This is a genomic window from Halomonas alkaliantarctica (assembly GCF_029854215.1).
Lineage (GTDB): Bacteria > Pseudomonadota > Gammaproteobacteria > Pseudomonadales > Halomonadaceae > Vreelandella > Vreelandella alkaliantarctica_A.
The window spans coordinates 509,278-528,786 of sequence record NZ_CP122961.1; the positions used below are offsets into that span (position 1 = coordinate 509,278).

The 19,509-nt window shown below is 57.0% G+C and carries 21 protein-coding genes; 8 read left to right on the plus strand and 13 right to left on the minus strand.

The window, feature by feature from the left end; all coding sequences use genetic code 11:
• Positions 1-65: 65 nt before the first annotated feature.
• The 5 genes from slmA to coaBC form a co-directional block, all read right to left on the minus strand.
• The gene (gene slmA, locus QEN58_RS02315) at positions 66-674 is read right to left on the minus strand and encodes a nucleoid occlusion factor SlmA (RefSeq protein WP_280105568.1); all 609 of its coding nucleotides are present in this window, start codon (positions 672-674) and stop codon (positions 66-68) included.
• 19 nt (positions 675-693) lie between these two features.
• Positions 694-1,593: an acetylglutamate kinase gene (gene argB, locus QEN58_RS02320; RefSeq protein ID WP_007111740.1), complete on the minus strand. Its 900-nt coding sequence runs from the start codon at positions 1,591-1,593 to the stop codon at positions 694-696.
• A gap of 157 nt (positions 1,594-1,750) precedes the next feature.
• Complete coding sequence (locus tag QEN58_RS02325) at positions 1,751-3,148, minus strand: phosphomannomutase/phosphoglucomutase (RefSeq protein WP_280105569.1); 1,398 nt, start codon at positions 3,146-3,148, stop codon at positions 1,751-1,753.
• Between the two features lie 62 nt (positions 3,149-3,210).
• Positions 3,211-3,669 (minus strand): dUTP diphosphatase, encoded by a 459-nt coding sequence (dut, locus tag QEN58_RS02330; RefSeq protein WP_280105570.1) that lies wholly within the window; start codon positions 3,667-3,669, stop codon positions 3,211-3,213.
• A complete protein-coding gene (coaBC, locus tag QEN58_RS02335) occupies positions 3,666-4,961 on the minus strand; it encodes a bifunctional phosphopantothenoylcysteine decarboxylase/phosphopantothenate--cysteine ligase CoaBC (protein ID WP_280105571.1) in 1,296 nt (431 codons plus the stop codon). Before coaBC ends, dut begins: the two co-directional genes overlap by 4 nt.
• 175 nt (positions 4,962-5,136) lie before the next feature.
• On the opposite strand from coaBC, the gene radC reads away from it, so the two are divergent.
• From radC to ald, 7 genes are all read left to right on the plus strand, one after another.
• The gene (radC, locus tag QEN58_RS02340; protein WP_280105572.1) at positions 5,137-5,811 is read left to right on the plus strand and encodes a RadC family protein; all 675 of its coding nucleotides are present in this window, start codon (positions 5,137-5,139) and stop codon (positions 5,809-5,811) included.
• Positions 5,812-6,069: 258 nt separating this feature from the next.
• Positions 6,070-6,306, plus strand: coding sequence for a 50S ribosomal protein L28 (gene rpmB / locus QEN58_RS02345; RefSeq protein ID WP_008959893.1), 237 nt, complete (start codon positions 6,070-6,072; stop codon positions 6,304-6,306).
• 39 nt (positions 6,307-6,345) lie between these two features.
• The gene (rpmG, locus tag QEN58_RS02350) at positions 6,346-6,501 is read left to right on the plus strand and encodes a 50S ribosomal protein L33 (RefSeq protein ID WP_022520204.1); all 156 of its coding nucleotides are present in this window, start codon (positions 6,346-6,348) and stop codon (positions 6,499-6,501) included.
• A gap of 157 nt (positions 6,502-6,658) precedes the next feature.
• Entirely contained in the window at positions 6,659-7,501 is an 843-nt protein-coding gene (gene mutM / locus QEN58_RS02355) for a bifunctional DNA-formamidopyrimidine glycosylase/DNA-(apurinic or apyrimidinic site) lyase (RefSeq protein ID WP_280105573.1), read from the plus strand.
• A gap of 153 nt (positions 7,502-7,654) precedes the next feature.
• Positions 7,655-8,845: a class I SAM-dependent rRNA methyltransferase gene (locus QEN58_RS02360; protein WP_280105574.1), complete on the plus strand. Its 1,191-nt coding sequence runs from the start codon at positions 7,655-7,657 to the stop codon at positions 8,843-8,845.
• 61 nt (positions 8,846-8,906) lie between these two features.
• A complete protein-coding gene (locus QEN58_RS02365; RefSeq protein ID WP_280105575.1) occupies positions 8,907-9,341 on the plus strand; it encodes an acyl-CoA thioesterase in 435 nt (144 codons plus the stop codon).
• 174 nt (positions 9,342-9,515) lie between these two features.
• Entirely contained in the window at positions 9,516-10,634 is a 1,119-nt protein-coding gene (gene ald / locus QEN58_RS02370) for an alanine dehydrogenase (RefSeq protein ID WP_280105576.1), read from the plus strand.
• A gap of 60 nt (positions 10,635-10,694) precedes the next feature.
• Here ald and QEN58_RS02375 read toward each other — a convergent pair whose 3' ends face one another.
• Complete coding sequence (locus QEN58_RS02375) at positions 10,695-10,943, minus strand: SlyX family protein (RefSeq protein ID WP_280105577.1); 249 nt, start codon at positions 10,941-10,943, stop codon at positions 10,695-10,697.
• A gap of 112 nt (positions 10,944-11,055) precedes the next feature.
• On the opposite strand from QEN58_RS02375, the gene QEN58_RS02380 reads away from it, so the two are divergent.
• Positions 11,056-11,598, plus strand: coding sequence for a cold-shock protein (locus QEN58_RS02380; RefSeq protein WP_280105578.1), 543 nt, complete (start codon positions 11,056-11,058; stop codon positions 11,596-11,598).
• 83 nt (positions 11,599-11,681) lie between these two features.
• Here QEN58_RS02380 and QEN58_RS02385 read toward each other — a convergent pair whose 3' ends face one another.
• The 7 genes from QEN58_RS02385 to map form a co-directional block, all read right to left on the minus strand.
• Positions 11,682-12,071 carry a hypothetical protein gene (locus QEN58_RS02385; protein ID WP_280105579.1) on the minus strand — a complete coding sequence of 130 codons (390 nt, stop codon included), beginning with the start codon at positions 12,069-12,071 and terminating at the stop codon, positions 11,682-11,684.
• Entirely contained in the window at positions 12,068-13,240 is a 1,173-nt protein-coding gene (dapE, locus tag QEN58_RS02390) for a succinyl-diaminopimelate desuccinylase (protein ID WP_280105580.1), read from the minus strand. Before dapE ends, QEN58_RS02385 begins: the two co-directional genes overlap by 4 nt.
• Positions 13,227-14,252 carry a 2,3,4,5-tetrahydropyridine-2,6-dicarboxylate N-succinyltransferase gene (gene dapD, locus QEN58_RS02395; RefSeq protein WP_280105581.1) on the minus strand — a complete coding sequence of 342 codons (1,026 nt, stop codon included), beginning with the start codon at positions 14,250-14,252 and terminating at the stop codon, positions 13,227-13,229. Before dapD ends, dapE begins: the two co-directional genes overlap by 14 nt.
• An 87-nt stretch (positions 14,253-14,339) precedes the next feature.
• The gene (locus QEN58_RS02400; RefSeq protein WP_022520197.1) at positions 14,340-14,681 is read right to left on the minus strand and encodes a Spx/MgsR family RNA polymerase-binding regulatory protein; all 342 of its coding nucleotides are present in this window, start codon (positions 14,679-14,681) and stop codon (positions 14,340-14,342) included.
• A 56-nt stretch (positions 14,682-14,737) separates the two neighbouring features.
• Positions 14,738-15,934: a succinyldiaminopimelate transaminase gene (gene dapC, locus QEN58_RS02405; RefSeq protein ID WP_280105582.1), complete on the minus strand. Its 1,197-nt coding sequence runs from the start codon at positions 15,932-15,934 to the stop codon at positions 14,738-14,740.
• Between the two features lie 67 nt (positions 15,935-16,001).
• Positions 16,002-18,677, minus strand: a complete 2,676-nt coding sequence (locus QEN58_RS02410) for a [protein-PII] uridylyltransferase (protein ID WP_280105583.1) — start codon at positions 18,675-18,677, stop codon at positions 16,002-16,004.
• A complete protein-coding gene (gene map / locus QEN58_RS02415) occupies positions 18,677-19,468 on the minus strand; it encodes a type I methionyl aminopeptidase (protein WP_280105584.1) in 792 nt (263 codons plus the stop codon). The genes QEN58_RS02410 and map overlap by 1 nt, the downstream gene beginning before the upstream one ends.
• Positions 19,469-19,509 lie beyond the last annotated feature (41 nt).

Below are 19,509 nucleotides of genomic sequence, written 5' to 3' on the forward strand. Positions count from 1 at the left end.
TCAGCATCAAAAAAACCGGCTCACTTTAAAGGAGCCGGTTTTTTTTGTGCCACCAATACGCTCGCCTAAGCGGGCTGTGCCGTGGCGCGCAGTAAGTGGGCTGACAGCAGCGACCACTGATCTTCCCAGTGTTCGGTGGGCAGGCGCTTAAAGTCGCTGCGCACATACTGGGAAATTCGCCCCTCCGCCTGGGCCGCTAGCAAATTGGCAACGGCAGACGCGGGGATAGTGGGGCGCAGGCCTTCACGCAGCTCGGCTTCACGCAGAATCTGCTTGAGCTGCGTTTCCAGGCGCTCGAACAGCTGGTTAACCCGCTGGCGTAGCCGAGCGGTTTCACCGGTAAGCACGTCGCCGCCCATTACACGGGCCAATCCAGGGTTTTTTTCAGCAAAACCTAATAGCAGCGCTAAGATGGTGCCGCAGCGCGTAGTAGCGTCGGGTACGTCTGCTAAAATACGCGTTATACGCTCAAAAATGCTCTCTTCAATAAAGTCGATGAGCCCCTCAAACATACGCGCTTTGCTGGGGAAGTGGCGGTAGAGCGCCGCTTCTGAAACGCCTACCTGGCGGGCGAGGGCGGCTGTGGTAATGCGCTTGCCGCTATCTTCCTCAAGCATCAATGCCAGGGCTTGGAGAATCTGCTCGCGGCGGCGAGGTTTTTGATCTTCGCTCATAATGTGGCCTCCGTCGCGGTTAGCTCGCGTCCTTGATTTGAGTACCTACCCCAGCGTTGGTGAAAATTTCCAGCAACACCGCGTGGGGGACACGGCCATCAATAATGTGCGAGCTGTTCACGCCGCCCTTTACTGCATCCAGCGCGCAGCGGATTTTGGGCAGCATGCCGCCATAAATCGTGCCATCGGCGATCAGATCATCCACCTGAGCGGTGCTTAAACCGGTGAGCACTTCACCTTCGGTGTTCATTAATCCGGCGACATTAGTGAGCAGCATCAGCTTTTCTGCATTGAGCGCTTCGGCGATCTTGCCCGCGACCAAGTCAGCATTGATATTGTAGCTGTGGCCTGCGGCATCGACGCCAATCGGTGCAATCACCGGGATAAAATCACGCGCCGCCAGCATTTCGATAAGTTCGGTTGAGATCGACTCCACTTCGCCCACATGGCCAATATCGATTATCTCGGGCGCCGTCATTTCAGGACTTTGGTGCTCAACCTTGAGCTGGCGGGCGCGAATTTGTGAGCCATCTTTACCGGTCAAGCCAATCGCTTTACCGCCGCTTTGGTTGATCAGGTTGACGATGCTTTTGTTGACCAAGCCGCCCAGTACCATCTCGACCACGTCCATGGTTTGCGAGTCGGTAACGCGCATGCCGTTGACGAAGCGCGACTCAATGTTGAGCTTTTTGAGTAGGTCCCCGATCTGCGGCCCGCCGCCGTGCACCACCACCGGGTTGATACCGACTTCCTTCATTAACACGATATCGCGGGCAAAGGAGTCAATCAGGGTGCTCTCGGTCATGGCGTTACCGCCGTATTTGACCACCACGGTTTTGCCGGAGAACTGCTGAATATAGGGGAGGGCTTCGGAAAGCACCTCCACAACGACCTGGGGGTCGCGACTGGCTGAACTCATGAGGTTGTCCCTTGCGAACGTTTATTATGCTGCTAACGTTTATGCTGATTGAGTGATGAGGGTCGCGCTTTCTAGGTGGTCGCGATCCCTTCAGCGCCTAACTATTTTGCGAGCTATTTACCGAGCCATTTGAAGAGCTATTTGAAAAGCTATCTGTCTAGTCGGGTAGCTCAATGTCTGGCGCGACGCGCAAAAGCGCGTCGTTAAAAACGGCTTTGATGCGTGCTAGCGCGGCATCGTCTTTACCTTCAAAGCGCATTACCAGGGCTGGCGTGGTGTTAGAGGCGCGGCACAGGCCCCAGCCATCCTGGTAGTCAACACGGATACCGTCCAAAGTTGTTTTGATACCTTCGCCGAAGTCGCCCTCGCGAGCAAGCTTATCCACCAGAGAAAATTTGTTATCGTCGGTAACCGCAATATTAATTTCCGGGGTAGCCACGTCTTGGGGGAAGTTGGCAAAAAACGTATCGGCGTCGTCGGCTTGGTTGGCGAAAATCTCCACCAGCCGAGCGGCGGCATAGAGACCATCGTCAAAGCCATACCAGCGCTCTTTGAAAAAAATGTGCCCGCTCATCTCACCGCCAAGCTGGGCGCCGGTCTCCTGCATGCGCGCCTTGATCATCGAATGTCCGGTACGCCACATTTCCGGTTCGCCGCCGGCCTCGCTGATGACTTTGACCAGGTTGCCGGTGCACTTAATATCGAAAATAACCTTGGCCCCGGGTTGGCGCGCGAGCATATCGGTGGCAAACACCATTAGCAGGTGGTCGGGATAAATCAGCTTGCCAGAGGGGGTGACAACGCCCAGGCGGTCGCCATCACCATCGAAGGCAAGTCCAATGTCGGCCCTGGTTTCATGCACTTTGCGGATCAGATCCTGGACATTTTCCGGCTTGCCGGGATCAGGGTGATGATTGGGAAAGTTGCCGTCAATTTCGGCAAACAGCGGAATGGTCTCAATACCTAATCGTGCCAGCAGCTGCGGGCCGAGCTCCCCGGCAACGCCGTTACCGCAGTCGACCACGGCCTTGATCGGTCGATTGATTTTAACGTCGCTTAGAATGCGCGCTAAGTAGCGTTCACGGATGTCCTGCTGGCTGATGCGCCCTTGAATATTGTCCAAGTTACTGTCTAGGTTGCCGGACTGGATACGCTCGAAAAGGGCGGTAATCGCATCGCCAGACAGCGTTTCGCCGTTAAGCACGATTTTAAAGCCGTTATAGTCGGGGGGATTATGGCTACCGGTGACCATCACCCCCGATTGGGTGCCCTCCAGTGTATGAGTGGCGAAGTAGAGCACCGGGGTGGGTACCATGCCGATGTCGATCACGTCGCGACCTGCGGCGTTCAGGCCCCGCATCAGCGCTGCTTGTAGTCGAGCGCCTGAAAGGCGCCCGTCGCGGGCTACGACCACGCTGGATTCGCCTCGTGCGGCGGCTTCAGAGCCGACGGCACGCCCGATCATTTCGACCGTCTCTTCAGTTAGCGTGTCGTCAACGATACCGCGAATATCGTAGGCGCGAAAAATCGAAGCAGGTACAGAGTGTGCGTTCATAGGGCTTCCCAGCTAAACGGACGTTTCCTTAAAAAGGCTTCCTAAGCAGGCGTGATGGCTCGCTACTGACTGCCCGTACTGCCAAACCCGCCGCTGCCCCGGGAGGAGTCTTCAAAGGCGTCGACCAAGGAGAGTTCAGCTTGCACGACAGGCACCAGCACGTACTGTGCCAGCCGATCAAAAGGGGTTAGCGTAAACGTACTTTGACCACGGTTCCAGACCGAAATCATCAGTTCGCCCTGGTAATCTGAGTCGATCAAACCCACTAAATTGCCCAGCACGATGCCATGTTTATGCCCCAAACCAGAGCGCGGCAGGATCATGCCCGCCAAACCTGGATCTTCAATATAGATGGCAATCCCGGTGCGTACGAGCTGACAATCTCCGGGCGCTAGTATTAACGGCTCATCCAGCAGGGCGCGCAGATCCATTCCCGCCGAGCCAGCCGTCGCGTAGGCAGGGAGGTAGTCGTGCAAACGGTCATCTAATACTTTGCACTGTAGTCGGGGGCGGGCACTCATTGAGACTCTCCAGAAGTTTTCTTAGCGGCTGTTTTAGGAAGCAGGGCGAGCGCTTGACGGATGATGATGGTGGCCAGTTGGGTCTTCGGCTGCGCTGTTTCTGAGCGGCTCTCGACGCCTTGAGGGGTGCGCCAGAGTAACCAGGCGGCGTTCTGATCGCTGCCAAAGCCCAGGCCCGCCTGGGAAACGTCGTTGGCGACGATCATGTCTAACCCTTTGCGCTGTAATTTATCCCGTGCGTAGCGCTCAACCTCTTGGGTTTCGGCGGCAAAGCCAATCACTAGCGGGCGTTGTTTAGCGGGCAGTGCTGCGACGCTGGCGATAATATCGGGATTTTTAACCAGGGTCAGGGTGAGTGTGTCGCTATCGTCCTGCTTTTTGAGCTTATGCTCGGCAGGGGCTGCGGCTCGATAGTCGGCGACGGCCGCGCAGCCGATAAAAAGTGCCGCCTGTGGCGCTAGCCGCTGAGCTTCAGCGTGCATCTGTTCGGCTGACTCAACGTCAATCCGCGTCACGCCCCGAGGGGTGGGTAGGTTAACCGGCCCGCTGATCAGCGTCACCTTTGCGCCTTCAGCTTCCGCGGCTGCGGCCAGGGCAAAGCCCATTTTTCCCGAGCTGTGATTGGAGAGATAGCGTACGGGATCCAGCGGCTCACGGGTTGGGCCAGCGGTAATCACAATATGGGGAGCATGTGAGTGGGGTGCTGTGGTGAGAGGCGCTACAAACAGCGCCATTACCGCGCTAAAAATCTCTTCAGGCTCGCTCATGCGGCCTGGCCCCACATCGCCACAGGCTTGATCCCCTGCGGCAGGGCCTATGGGCTGCCAGCCGTCATGCTCCAGCTGCACTACATTGCGCTGGGTGGCAGGGTGTCGCCACATGGCCTGGTTCATCGCCGGGGCAATCAGTTTGGGCGCTTCAGAGGCCAGGCAGAGCGTGGTGAGCAGGTCGTCGGCCATGCCGTGCACCAAGCGAGCGATAAGGTCGGCAGTCGCCGGAGCGATCAATACGACGTCCGCCCAGCGGGCCAATTCAATATGGCCCATACCCGCTTCGGCTTCGGGATCGAGCAAGGAGGTGCGCACGGGCTCACCGGAGAGCGCCTGCAGCGTGAGCGGGGTAATAAAGGCCTGTGCCCCGTCGGTCATCACCACGCGCACCTCGCAGCCCGCTTGCTTGAGCAGGCGTACAATCAGCGCGCTTTTGTAAGCTGCGATACCCGCACTGACGCCTAGCAGTATGCGTTTGCCTGCGAGCGTCGAGGCGCTTGTCGAGTTAACAGCAGAGGCCATGGTCAGTGATCCATATCCGCGTTCGTAAGGAGGCTTACCATACCATTGGCACCAACAATTTGGCATATTGAGCACAAACAAGGTTAAGCTAGGTTTAATGAGGCTTGTTGCTGTAAAGCTAATTGCGTTGAGGCTGGCTTCGATCAATAAAGATGGGCAGCGCGGGTGAGGTGCGATGGGAATCAATCACTGGCCGGAAGGTGAGCGGCCCCGGGAAAAGCTATTAAATACTGGAGCACAGGCGCTTTCAGACGCTGAGTTGCTGGCAATTTTTTTGCGTGTTGGCGTGCAGGGCCGTTCGGCGGTCGATTTAGCGCGTGATTTACTCACTAGTTTCGGCGGTTTGCGTCAACTGCTTGAGGCCGATCAAGAAAGCTTCTGCACTGCGCGTGGGTTAGGCAGCGCCAAGTACGCACAGCTCCAGGCGACGCTTGAGCTATCGCGACGCCATTTAGCCAGCCAGTTGGCGCGAGGCAATGCGCTGACATCACCTGCCTTGGTGCGCCACTACCTGAGTTCGCAGCTACGTCATTTAGGGCATGAAGAGTTTGCGGTACTTTTTTTGGATACCCAGCACCGAATTATTCGCTATGAATCGCTGTTTCGCGGTACCCTAGATAGCGCATCTGTTTACCCTCGCGAAGTTGCCAAGCGCGCGTTAGAACTGAGCGCTGGCGCTGTTATCCTGGCGCATAACCACCCTTCTGGTGTGGCAGAGCCAAGCGATGCTGATCGACGTATCACGGAACGCTTAAAAGACGCGCTGGCACTTTTTGACGTGCGCGTGCTGGATCATTTCGTGGTGGGGGATGGAGAAGTGATCTCTTTTGCCGAGCGCGGCTGGCTATAAGCAGCGTCAGTACGTAGTGCCCTATGCAATGTTGACTAAGTAAAATGAGCAAAAAAGTGCTTTTTCAGCCTTTTTTGTGGGTTTTGCTTGCTGTAAGTCGGGTGCTCTGGTATAAAGTGCCACCTTTAAACTTGGGTTGAATAACGGATTTGGATAAAGCTTGGCGGTTAACGGCGTCGACACCTTCCCTGCTCCGGTTTGCCCGACAGTTTTGAACACTCAGGTTATTATATCCTGGCCAAGCAGTTGGAGGCTCTAATGTCCAAAGTATGTCAGGTTACCGGCAAGCGTCCGGTAACTGGAAATAACGTTTCACACTCAATGCGTAAGACACGTCGTCGTTTCTTGCCGAACCTGCATACCCATCGTTTTTGGGTTGAGTCTGAAAACCGCTTCGTCAAGCTGCGCGTTTCCACTAAAGGAATGCGCATTATTGATAAAAACGGTATCGACGCAGTGTTGGTTGATATTCGTAAGCGCGGCGACGCTATCTAAGCCAGCGTTTCGGACCAAGCATTTTGGAAGGATTAAACCATGCGCGATAAAATCAAGCTGGTGTCTAGTGCCGGTACAGGTCACTTCTACACCACTGATAAGAACAAGCGGAATACTCCGGATAAATTCGAATTCAAAAAATTCGACCCGGTCATCCGTAAGCACGTGATCTACAAGGAAGCCAAGATCAAGTAATCGCTTTTGCGATGTTGATCAGCTTCCACTGCAGGCGAGCGCCTGTTCAAAAACCCGGCCTCAAGCCGGGTTTTTGCATGCATGTCTTTCGTGTATCGCATGCTTTGCTAAACCACCTTCATTAGGCTGTCATTACAGGCCGGTACGATGTCTCAATATGCCCGAACTTCCTGAAGTTGAAACCACCCGACGCGGGATTGCTCCCTATATTGAAGGTCAGGAAGTCACCGAAGTCCTGGTGCGTCAGCCGCGACTGCGTGTGCCAGTGCCCGATGACTTGGCCGAGCGGTTGGTGGGCGCGCGCATTGGGGTGTTGATGCGGCGTGCAAAATACCTGCAGATTCCTATTCAGGCGGGTGACGCGCTTGAAGGTGACGCTAGCGCGACACTGTTATGGCACTTGGGTATGTCGGGCAGTCTACGGATTGCCCGGGTGGGGGATTTGCCTAAAAAACATGACCACGTGGACGTGGTGACTGCCAGCGGCTATGTGCTGCGCTATCACGATCCCCGTCGATTTGGCTTTGTGGATTGGCAGGCCGCAGACGCAGCGCAGGATAAACGGCTTGCTCACTTGGGCCCAGAGCCGCTGTCTGATGCGTTTAACGGCAAATGGCTGTATACGCTCTCGCGTAACAAACGCGTGGCGGTAAAGCCGTTTCTGATGGATAACCAAGTGGTTGTCGGCGCCGGGAATATCTACGCGGCAGAAGCACTGTTTATGGCGGGTATTGATCCGCGCCGGGCGGCGGGAAGAGTTTCCCGTGCTCGCTATGACGCCTTGGCCCTGGCCGTGAAAGAGGTGTTGGCGGCGGCGATTACCCAGGGCGGCACCACGCTGCGGGATTTTGTCAGTGGCCAGGGCGAGCCCGGCTACTTCGCCCAACGCCTGAATGTTTATGGTCGCCACGGCCAGCCTTGTTTGCGCTGTGGCGCTGAGCTTAGGCGCATTACGCTTGGCCAGCGTGCCAGTGTGTTCTGCCCTGGCTGCCAGCGCTAATGCCTACCTATCAGTGCTACTGTTTTATTTAAGTATCGCTTTGCCTCATCTTTTTGCCTTGTCTGAGTTTTTAAAACACGGGTTTTTAAGCCCAGGTTTTAAGACACAGGTTTTTAAGGCAAGGTTTTAAAGACAAAATTTTTGGAGATTGCTGTGACCCAACGCCTGCGCCTGAATAAAAATGCTGACCGCCGCCTGAAAGCGGGCCATCTCTGGATCTACTCCAATGAGGTGGATATCAAAGAGACGCCGCTGAAAAACTTTGCGGCAGGCGAAACCGCTCTGGTAGAAGCCTCCAATGGAAAAGTCATGGCGGTGGCTTACGTTAATCCCCATTCGCTAATTGCAGCCCGTGTGATGTCTCGCGACCCCGAGATGCGCTTGGATCGCTCGCTGTTTGTGCACCGCTTTAATCAAGCGTTGGCGCTGCGTCAGCGCCTGTATGCGCAGCCGTTCTACCGCTTGATTCACGGCGAAGGCGACCTGTTGCCAGGCTTGGTGATTGATCGTTTTGGTGATGTCCTCGTCGTGCAGCTCAATACCGCGGGTATGCAGGCCTTGGCTGATGAAATTGTCGACGCGCTGGAAAAAGTCATCAAGCCGGAAGTGATCGTTTTCCGTAATGACACTGGCGGCCGCCGTCAGGAAGGTCTTGAGGCCCACGTTGACGTCATCAAAGGCACGCTGCCTGACGAAGTGGTGCTCGAAGAGAACGGTGCCCGCTTTGTGGTGCCGGTGCTTAATGGTCAGAAAACCGGCTGGTTCTTTGATCACCGGGTTAATCGCGAATGGGTCAATCGCCAGGTGGAAGGTAAGCGTGTGCTGGACGTATTCAGCTACGTAGGTGGTTGGGGCGTGCAGGCGGCCGTTCATGGCGCGAAAGAGGTGCTGTGTCTGGACTCTTCTGGCCCGGCGCTGGATCAAGTCGCCCGCAACGCCGAGCTGAACGGCGTGCAGGAGAAGGTGGCGGTTAGCGAAGGAGACGCGTTTGAAGCGCTAGCGGCGTTGAAGGCAGAGGGCGAGGAGTTTGACGTGGTCATTATTGACCCGCCGGCGTTTATCAAAAAGCGCAAGGACATTCCCAACGGTGAGCGCGCCTATGCCCGCTTGAACCGCGAAGCTATGCGACTGTTGGGGCGTGATGGTCTGCTGCTGTCAGCCTCTTGCTCAATGCATCTTGCACCTGAGCGTTTAATGGACGTAGTGCGTGGTGCGGTTCGCCACCAGGATCGTCACGGGCAGGTGATTTTCCAAGGCCACCAAGGGCCTGATCACCCGGTGCATCCGGCTATTCCTGAAACGTCTTACCTGAAGGCGCTGGGTGTGCGTGTGTTCCGCGACTAGTTCAGGCTAGAGTTCAGAGACGTCAGCGTGCAGGGGATTCAAGTTACACGGGAGTTAGCCAATGGAGTGGGCACTGCCCGATCCTTTTGTGATCGATATCCGCGTGGCCGATGAGGCGATCGATGCTTATCAGCACGTCAACAACAGTGAATACCTGCGCTGGGTTGAGCAGATTAGCTGGGCTCACTCGGTCGCGCTCGGCCTCTCTCTCGAGCGTTACCAAGAGCTTGATCGGGCCATGGTGGTTCACCGCCACGAGCTGGATTATCTGGCGCCTGCCTTTGCAGGTGATGAGCTACAGTTGGCGACCTGGATTGTCGATTGTGACGAGCGCTTTAGTCTAACGAGGCGTTTTCAGTTGGTGCGTGTCAACGATGCGAAAACACTGCTTTACGCCCGTACGCGCTTTGCCTGTGTAGCGCTTACTTCGGGTCGACCCAAACGCCTGCCCGAGGAGTATCGGCGTATCTACGGCGGCGCAGTTATTGTGGAGTGACGAAGAAAGAAGTGGATTTTTTCGTGTAGAACCGGCAATCGCTAGATTTTTCTCCTAAAAAACGCCTTAACCGGCGTTTTTTTTGTTTTGCGTTCCTGGGGTGGTGGTCAACGTTAGCTGTGCTGTAATTTGCTTAACAACATGACTCACCTTTAAAAGCACAGGAAAAATCCAATGAAAATCGCCGTTCCCAAAGAGATCAAAAATCACGAGTATCGCGTGGCCTTAACCCCTACCGGCGCACGGGAATTAGCCGGACGCGGCCATCAGGTGAGCGTTCAGGCCGGTGCTGGAGAAGGTGCAGGCTTTAGCGATGCTGATTTCCAAGCCGCTGGCGCACAAATAGAAGCGGATGTGGATACTTTGTGGCGTAACGCCGAGCTGATCCTCAAAGTGAAAGAACCGCAGCCGGACGAAGTGGCGCGACTCACCCCACAGCATACGCTGTTCACCTATCTACACCTGGCCGCCGAAGAGCCCCTTACCCGCGGTCTGATGGAGAGCGGTGCCACCTGTATCGCCTATGAAACCATTACCGATGCCCGCGGTGGCCTGCCGCTGCTGGCGCCAATGAGCACCGTGGCGGGACGAATGGCGGTACAGGCGGGGGCTCATAGCCTGGAGAAGGCCCAGGGCGGTGCAGGCGTACTGTTGCCCGGTGTGCCCGGTGTGGCGCCGGGTAAGGTAACCGTGATCGGGGGTGGCGTAGTAGGCGAAAACGCTGCGCGCATGGCGCTGGGGTTAGGCGCGGAGGTTACCATTCTGGATAAGTCGTTAGCGCGGCTTGAAGTGCTGGATGACCGTTATCAGGGCCGCATTAAAACCGTTTACTCCACCGCAGACGCGCTGGAAACGGCCACACGTGAGTCGGATATGATCATTGGCGCGGTGCTGGTGCCCGGCGCCGCCGCGCCAAAATTGATAACGCGCAGCATGTTGGCTGATATGAAGCCTGGCAGCGTACTGGTCGATGTTGCCATCGATCAGGGCGGCTGTTTTGAAACCAGCAAGCCCACTACTCATGCCGAGCCGACCTATATCGTCGATGGGGTGGTGCACTACTGCGTGGCCAATATGCCCGGCGCGGTAGCACGTACCTCCACCCAGGGGCTGACCAACGCCACGCTGCCCTTTGTGCTTGCCCTGGCAGATAAGGGCTGGCAGCAGGCGCTGCGTGACGACCCGCACTTCCTGCCGGGCCTTAACGTGCACGCGGGTCAAGTCACCTACCAAGCCGTAGCGGATGCCTTTGGGCTGGAAAGCAGTGATCCTGCAAGCGTTGTTGGCAGCTAAGCTGTTAGAAGCAAACTGCTGGTGGCTAATTAATTAGTCGCATCCCGGGCTGGCGTTAGTTCAGTAGTGGGGCGGAAGTTCATCCTCGGGGCGCTGACTGCCCTGGGGTTCGCTTGCCTGGAGTGCCTGGTGCTGCTCACGCAGACGTTCGCGCATTAGCCCGCTGAGCTGCTCCAGTTTCTCCAGGCGCCGCTCCTGTTGTACCACTGCTTGATCCAGGGTATCCAGCCAGTGCTCTTGATGGGCTAAGCGGCTCTCTAAAGATTCAAGACGTTGAGCCAGGTCAACAGGCGATAATTCGTGTGTCATGATAACATTGCAGCCTTATGTAGTAGTATGCCGGTGCTATTGGGAATGGGCCTGATAGTGCGGGTATTGTCCTTCGTCTGTTACCCATACAACAAGAGAGCTTTTTTTTTCTATGAACCCAAAAGTTGTGTTTCGCTGTTTCTTAATCAGTGTATTACTTGCCGCCCCCACGCCACTTTTGCTGGCGGGGATTGTTCATTTAACCGATAGTGCCCTCGCCGAGCTGTGGATGGCCGAGCTGGCAATCAGTGGAGTTAGCAGCGTTTATATTGCCGTTGCGATAGGTAGTTTTATTGTTCTGTGTATTGGCACATTAGCGTCTGCCGCTTTTGCGCCCTCGATCGTGGTGGCATCCGATGTGGTGGCTTCGAAGCTAGCAGCGCGCCAACCTCAAGCAGCCGCACCGTTGGACGATGATGAAGAGGAAGACATCATCGATCCTAACGATGGCCGCGAAGAGGGTGAAGTGAAGTGGTTTAATACCAACAAAGGCTACGGTTTTATTACCCGCGATAATGGCGAAGATGTGTTTGTCCACTTCCGAGCCATTCGGGGTCGTGGTCCGCGTATGCTGGCAGAAGGTCAAATCGTGCGTTATCACGTGATTAAAAATGAGCGTGGTTTGCAGGCCGACGATGTGAGTATTATTGAGTGAGCCCAACGGCTAGTTAATTTAGATTGATCGTTGGGTAGCAAACGACCCCGCTTCGGCGGGGTCGTTTGCGTTTAAGCGCTCGCTTAGCGCCCTGAATCGGGCCACTCTATTGCCCCTTCTTTCCCGCCGGGCAACACTTGCCAAAAGCGGTCGGGATCATCACCGGGGTGCCAGCCGCCCAGTGAGCAGCGCACCTCGGTTTGCAACGCTTCTGCGGCCTGTTGGGCACACTCCTGGTCGGTCATCCAAGGTGTGTGGTTGCTATCAAACCATAGGCTGGCAAAGCCATCAGCGGCTTTGTCTACCAGCAATACCGGCACGCAATCGCCCTGGTATTGGCCGCGGGTTTTCCATTTGCCTTTGCCTGCGGGGCTCAGCGGCGGTGCGATTAGCGCGCTTTTCAACCACTCATTGAGCGCATCAAGCGACACGCTGGCTAGGTAAATCTCTATATCGGGGTAACGCTCCATCATAGGTTTACCTCGCCGGAGGAGAGCAGCGCTTGCAGCGTCGCTTCGTAAATCCGGCTTAAGTCGTCTAGATCGCTGGCGCGAACGCGCTCATTGACCTTATGGATGGTGTCGTTGAGCGGGCCTAGCTCGACCACTTGGGCGCCAAGAGTGGCGATAAAACGGCCATCGGAGGTGCCGCCGCTGGTAGAGAGCGTCGGGCGCTCGCCAGTCACCGCTTCAACGCCTTTAATGGCGGCGTCAACCAGCGCGCCTTCCGCGGTTAAAAACGGCTCGCCGTTGAGCGTCCAGTCTACCTGATATTCCAATCCATGCTGGTCGAGAATGGTTTCCGTGCGCGCTTTGAGCTCATCAGAGGTCACCTCGGTGGAGAAGCGCAAGTTAAACACCACTTCCACATCGCCGGGGATCACGTTGGTGGCACCGGTGCCTGCGCGCAGATTGGAAATCTGAAAGCTGGTGGCGGGAAAAAAGTCGTTGCCCGCGTCCCAGTGCTCGTTGACCAGCGCATCCAGCGCTGGCATGGCCTGATGAATGGGGTTCCGGGCTAAATGTGGATAGGCCACGTGACCCTGCACGCCTTTAATGTGCAACGTGGCCCCTAGTGAGCCGCGGCGACCGTTTTTGATCACATCGCCCAGGCGCGTGGTCGAGGATGGCTCGCCGACAATGCAGTAGTCGAGGCGCTCATTGCGCTCGCGCAGGTGCTCGACCACCGCGCGGGTGCCGTCCACTGCCGGGCCCTCTTCATCGGAGGTGATCAGAAAGGCGATACGGCCATCGTGATCTGGGTGGTTGTTCACAAAGCGCTCAACGGCGGTCAGCATCGAGGCCAAGCTGCCTTTCATATCCGCCGCGCCGCGCCCGCACAGCATGCCCTCGTCATCAATGCAGGGCTCAAACGGCGGGTACTGCCAGTTGGTATAGGGGCCGCTGGGTACCACGTCGGTGTGACCGGCAAAGGCCACCACAGGGCCGTGATGGCCGCGAACCGCCCAGAAATTCTTTACGTCGCCAAACGGCAGCCGCTCAATATGAAAACCGAGCGCTGCTAAGCGCTCGATCATGAGTTCCTGGCAGCCCTCGTCGTCCGGCGTTACTGAGGCCCGGCTGAGCAGCTCAAAGGCGAGCGTGAGCGTCGGCGACAGTCCTTCAGGCTCAGTTGTGGGCATGCAGCGCCTCGTTCAGGGCGATAGCACTTTTATTGGTCAAGCACTCAATGCGGCCATTCTGGGAGTTGCGGCGCCACAGCTGGTCGTCTTGCCCGGCTAGCTCGCGGGCGGCTACGGTGCTCACTTCCTGGCCCTGATCATCCAGTAAGGTTACTTTTGAGCCAGCGGTGATATACAGACCTGCTTCTACTGTGCAACGGTCACCCAGTGGAATGCCGATGCCGGCGTTGGCACCGACCAAGCAGCCTTCCCCGACCTTGATGACGATATTGCCGCCACCTGAGAGGGTGCCCATGGTGGAGCAGCCACCGCCCAGGTCGGAGCCTTTACCGACCATCACCCCGGCTGAGATACGGCCTTCGATCATACCGGGTCCTTCCGTACCCGCGTTGAAGTTGACGAAGCCTTCGTGCATGACGGTAGTACCTTCGCCCAGGTAAGCGCCCAGGCGTACGCGGGCAGTGTCGGCAATGCGGATGCCGGTGGGCACTACGTAGTCGGTCATTTTGGGGAATTTATCGACACAGTCGACGGAAAGCGCGCGGCCCGCCATGCGCGCCTTCAAGCGGCGCGTAGGCAGCTCTTCAATGTCGATGGCGCCTTCGTTGGTCCAGGCAATATTGCGCAGAAGGCCAAACATGCCGGTGAGATCGAGACCGTGAGGTTTGACCAGGCGGTGCGACAGCAGGTGCAGTTTTAAATATACCTCTGGCGCGGTTTGTGGCGCTTCGTCGCTCTCTAGGAACATGGCGACCAGCGGGCGTTGGCTGGCAGAGAGCGCTTCGGCAAGCTCTGCTTGGTCAGCGTGCCCGGCGGCGTCTAACGCTTTAGCCAGACGGGTGCAGTCTTCAGGCAAAAAGCTGAGGGCGGTATTGCCTTGGGGGGCGTCAAGAGCCTGTTTAGCGGCTTCCACTAGGTTGGCTGGTGGGTTGAGCAGCGGCGCCGGGTAGTAGATCTCCAGCCAATCGCCCTGGGTGTTTTGGGTGCCGATTCCAAGTGCAAAGCTCAGCATAAGAAGGTGTCCTGTAGTGAGAAATAGTGAAGAAAAACAGACAAAGCCAAGGTGCCTGGTTGTTTAATTACTTAGCTACTTGAGTACTTAGCCGAGCTTGTCGTAATCGCCCTCGCGGTAGCCGACTAAAATTGTGGAGTCGTCTACTTCCAGCAGCGGCCGCTTCAGCAGCGTAGGGTATTTCATTAGTAGCTGGCGGGCCGAGTTGGCGTCGTAATCTTTTTCCTCATCGGAAAGTTCGCGCCAGGTTTTGCTGCGTTTGTTAATGACTTCCACAAGCGGCACGCGATGTAAAATATGTTCTAGCAGCGCAGCGGAGAGACCATCTTTGCGCAGATCGTGGGTTTTATACAGCAGCGCTTTCTCATCCAAGGCTTTACGTGCTTTGCGGCAGGTATCGCAGTTATCGATGATATACAGCGTCAGCATACGACCTCCTGAGAATGTTGAACCAGAGAATGTTGAGTCAGAAAGAGTTGAATAAGTTAACCGCGCTCGACGAGTCGACGAATTCGTTGGGCGGCTTCAAGAGTGGGTGCTAGTTCAGCCACCAGCGCCAGGCGCAAACGCCCCGCGCCGGGGTTAACGCCAGTTGCACCCCTGCGGCCCATTAGGCTGCCCGGCAGTACGCTAACGTGCTGCTCGGCAAACAGTCTCTGCGTGAAGGCGATATCGTCGCCACCGGGTACTGCAGGCCATAGGTAAAAGCTAGCTTGTGGCGCGGGAAAATCCATGACCGGAGCAAGCACCTCGGTGACCGCGCTAAATTTTTCGCGGTAGGCGTCGCGGTTGGCGCGCACGTGCTGCTCATCCTGCCAGGCGGCGATGGAGGCGTGCTGCAGCGGCAGCGACATGGCACAGCCATGGTAAGTGCGGTAGCGCTTAAAAGGAGTGAGCAGTGCCGCATCCCCCGCCACAAAGCCCGAGCGCAGGCCCGGCAAGTTGGAGCGCTTGGAGAGTGAGTGAAACACCACACAGCGCCGGTAGTCATCACGACCCAGCTCGGCGCAGGCTTGCAGCAACCCTGGCGGTGGGGCGGCTTCGTCGAGGTAGAGCTCGGAGTAGCACTCGTCCGAGGCGATAATAAAGTCGTGCTCATCGGCTAACGCAATGAGTTGTTTGAACTCCTCAAGAGGCGTGACGGCTCCGGTGGGATTGCCCGGTGAGCAGATAAACACCACCTGCACATCGCGCCAAATAGCAGCAGGCACAGCGTTGAAGTCAGGTCGGAAATCGTTTTCAGCGGTACAATCCAGATAGAGCGGTTCGCCGCCTGCCAGTAGCGTTGCGCCTTCATAAATCTGATAAAACGGATTGGGCACCGCGACTTTCGCCGGGCGGGTTCGATCCAGCGCCGCCTGCACAAAGGCAAAAATGGCTTCCCGAGTGCCGTTAACGGGGACCACGTGCCGTTCGCTGTCGAGTTCGCGCAGTTGAAAGCGTTGGCTTGCCCAACTGGCGATGGTTTGGCGGAGCGCTGGCAGGCCATTGGTCGCAGGATAGCGGGCCATTTCCAGTTGGTGCGCCACCAGCGCTTCAAGCGCCGCTGGGAAGGGTGCGTGTTGGGGTTCGCCAATGGTCAGCGGGATATGCGCCACGCCAGCTGGAGGCGTTAATTCGGCTTTCAGTGCGGCCAGCTTTTCAAACGGGTAGGGATGCAGGGCGTCAAGGTCGGCGTTCATGATGTGTCCGTTGATGGCTGGCGGCATAAACCGTCGATTATAGGCAAGCCCAGGTGCAGTCTCAAACTCAAACCCCCAGCACCTCAATCAGGCGTTCGCGCAGCTGCTGCTGGCGCTCGGGGTCAGTCAGTGGTTCGCCTGCTTTGGTGGTGATAAAAAAGACGTCTTCTACCCGCTCACCGAGAGTGGCGATTTTTGCCGCGGAAAGCGAGATGTCCTGCTCCATAAAGATACGCCCCACCCGGGCCAGAAGGCCGGGACGGTCGGGAGCCGTTAGCTCCAGCAGCGTGCGCTCATTGGCTGGATCCTGCTCAATCAGCACTTCCGTAGGCACCTTGAAATGCTTGAGCTGGCGCGGCGTGTGGCGGGTGACGATATCTGGATAGTCGTCAGGGTCATCCAGTTCTTCCACCAGATGTTGGCGCATCTCTTCGATGTGGCCTGGGTCACGAATGGGCTGGCCATGGTGGTCGAGCACGATAAAGGTGTTCAGCGTCCAATCGTTGTGGGAGGTCGCAATGCGCGCATCGTGAATCGAAAGCCCCAACTGCTCCATGGCAGCGGCAGTAGCCGCGAAAAGGTCGTCCACCGAACGGGTGTGGATAAACACTTTGGTGCCGCCTTCGGACATGTCCGCCGTCGGTGCGCTGATCAACACCAGCGGCAGCGGCGACTGGTTGTGATTGAGAATGCCCTGGGTCTGCCAAACGATTTCGCTGGGCGCGTACTGTAGGAAGTAGTCTTCCCCTAGCGATTCCCAAAGATGATCGATTTGCTCACGATTAACGCCGATGGTTTGCAGCAGAGAGCGTGCTTCGGTGCGCGTTTCCCGCACCCAGTCGTCGCGGTCGGGTGGATTGTTCAGGCCACGGCGCAGGGCGCGCTTGGTTTCAGCGTGTAGTTGGCGCAGCAGCGATGCCCGCCAGCCGTTCCACAGCGTGGGGTTGGTGGCATTAATGTCGGCCACGGTGAGCACGTAAAGATAGTCCAGGCGCGTTTCGTTACGCACGATCAAGGCAAAATCGCGAATCACATCGGGGTCGCTGATATCGCGCTTTTGCGCCGTCATCGACATCAATAGATGGTGCTCAACCAGCCAACTGACCAAGTTCGTGTCGTGGGGCGAGACGTGGTGGCGCTGGCAAAAATGCTCAACGTCCCGGGCGCCGATTTCCGAGTGATCGCCGCCGCGGCCCTTGCCAATGTCGTGAAACAGCCCGGCGATCCACAGCAGGTCAAGCTTGGGCAACTGCTGCATCAAGGCCACTGCCACAGGAAAGTCACCCTTCGCTTCCGGTTTGCGGAAATTGTGCAGAAATTTGAGCAGCAGCAGGGTGTGGGCATCGACCGTGTAGATGTGAAACAGGTCGTGCTGCATCAGCCCTATGGCGCGGCCAAATTCGGGCAGGTATTTGCCCAGAATACCGTAGCGGTTCATGCGCCGTAGCTGACGGGGTACGTTGCCGGGGGCGCGCATAATGGCCATAAATAGTCGCTGATGGCGCGGGTCTTCCCGGTAGTGGTCGTCGATCTGGTGGCGATGATCGCGAATTAGCCGGATAGTGTCTGCCCGTACCCCTTCGATTTCGGGGTGCTTGGCCATCAGCAGGAATAGCTCCAGCATCGCCGCAGGCCGCTCGCGGAATAGATTGCGCGAACGTACCTGGATATAGCCTCCCTTGGTCTCGAAGCGCTCGTTGAGTTTGACGGTTTCCAGCGCCTCTTTGCCGCGCAGAATGACCTCGTCAAAGTGCTGCAGCAGCATATCGTTGAGTCCCGCCAGCGCGGTGACGTGTCGGTAATAGCGCTTCATAAACTGCTCAACCGCTAGACGTTCCGGCGTATCGCGGAAGCCAAACATTTCGGCGATGGTGCGCTGGTGGTCAAACAGCAGGCGGTCTTCGGCGCGGTCGGTAATCATATGCAGGGCATAGCGCACCTGCCACAAGAACGCCTGCCCCTGGCTTAAAATGCGCAGTTCGGCATCGTTCATAAAGCCGTTGGCGACGATGTCGGTGTACTGCTCGGTACCGAAGTGACGCTTGGCCACCCAGCCGATCATCTGGATATCGCGTAGTCCGCCAGGGGAGCTTTTGAGGTTCGGTTCTAAGTGGTACTCGGAGTTGTTGTAGCGGTAGTGACGGGAGATCTGCTCCTGCCACTTGGCTTCAAAGAAGCGGTCGGCGGGCCAAATGTGCTCGGCCCTGAGGCGTTCGCGCATCGCTTCGCGCAGGCTTTCTGGTCCCGCAATCAGGCGAGATTCGAGCAGGTTGGTGATCACCGTGACATCCGCTTCGGCTTCCCGCTCGCAGTCGCTAAGCGAGCGAACGCTATGACCAATTTCCAGGCCAATATCCCACAGGAAGGTGATAAAAGCGGTCAGCGGTTCGCGATAGGCAGTGTCGTCGTCCTGCTCCAACAGTAGCAGTAGATCGATATCCGAGTGGGGGTGTAGCTCACCACGGCCATAGCCGCCTACTGCCACAAGCGCAATACCATCATCAGGCCACTCATGCTGCGCCCAGGCAATCGCCAGTAGTTGATCCAGGTACCAGGCGCGGCCGCGCACAAGGTCGCGGATGTCTGCACCGGCGCGGAACTGGTCGTCCAGGCGCGCCTGTAGCTCGCGCAGTGCGGCCTTGAAGGGCGCTACCGGCGAACGTGAGCCGGCAAGCTCGGTGCGGAAAAGATCCAGGTCGAAAAGCGTGGTGTCCGGCTCAAACCGGTGGTGGTGTAATAGCATCAGTTGGTTAGAAAACTGAAGTCTTCATCGCCACGCGCGGTCAGTACTTCTACACCGCCCTCGGTCACCAGCAGCGTATGTTCCCACTGCGCTGAAAGGCTGCGATCTTTGGTGACGGCGGTCCAGCCATCGCGTAGCACCTTGGTTTTATACCCGCCAACGTTAATCATCGGCTCGATGGTAAAGCACATGCCTGCGGCGAGCTTAATGTCGGCATCCGGTGCGTAGCCGTCGTAGTGTAAAAACTGCGGCTCTTCGTGGAATTCGGCGCCGATGCCGTGGCCGCAGAAGTCCCGAACGACGGAGTAGCCGTTGCTTTCGGCATGTTTTTGAATCACGCGGGCAAGCTCTGAGAGGCGCACGCCAGGCTTCACCAGCTCGATACTTTTATACAGGCACTCCTGAGTAATTCGGCACAGCCTTTCGCCCTGGATGGTCTCACCCACTACGAACATCACGCTGGAGTCGCCATGGTAGCCGTCGGTGGTCTTAACGGTGATATCCAGGTTCATGATATCGCCATTTTTGAGCTTCTTGGCGTCGTCGGGGATGCCGTGGCACACCACATGGTTGATCGACGTACAGGTCGCTTTGGGAAAACCGTGGTAGTTCAGCGGTGCCGGGGCTGAACCCAGCTCGTTAACAATATACTCATGACAGAGACGGTCGATTTCACCCGTGCTAATGCCCGCCTGTACGTGCGGGGTGATCATTTCAATCACGCTAGCCGCTTGGCGCCCGGCTTCGCGCATGTGTTCGATTTCAGAAGGCGTCTTGATAGGAACGTTCATGAATGCTCGATATGGGTTCTGAATGGATAATTGAATGGCGC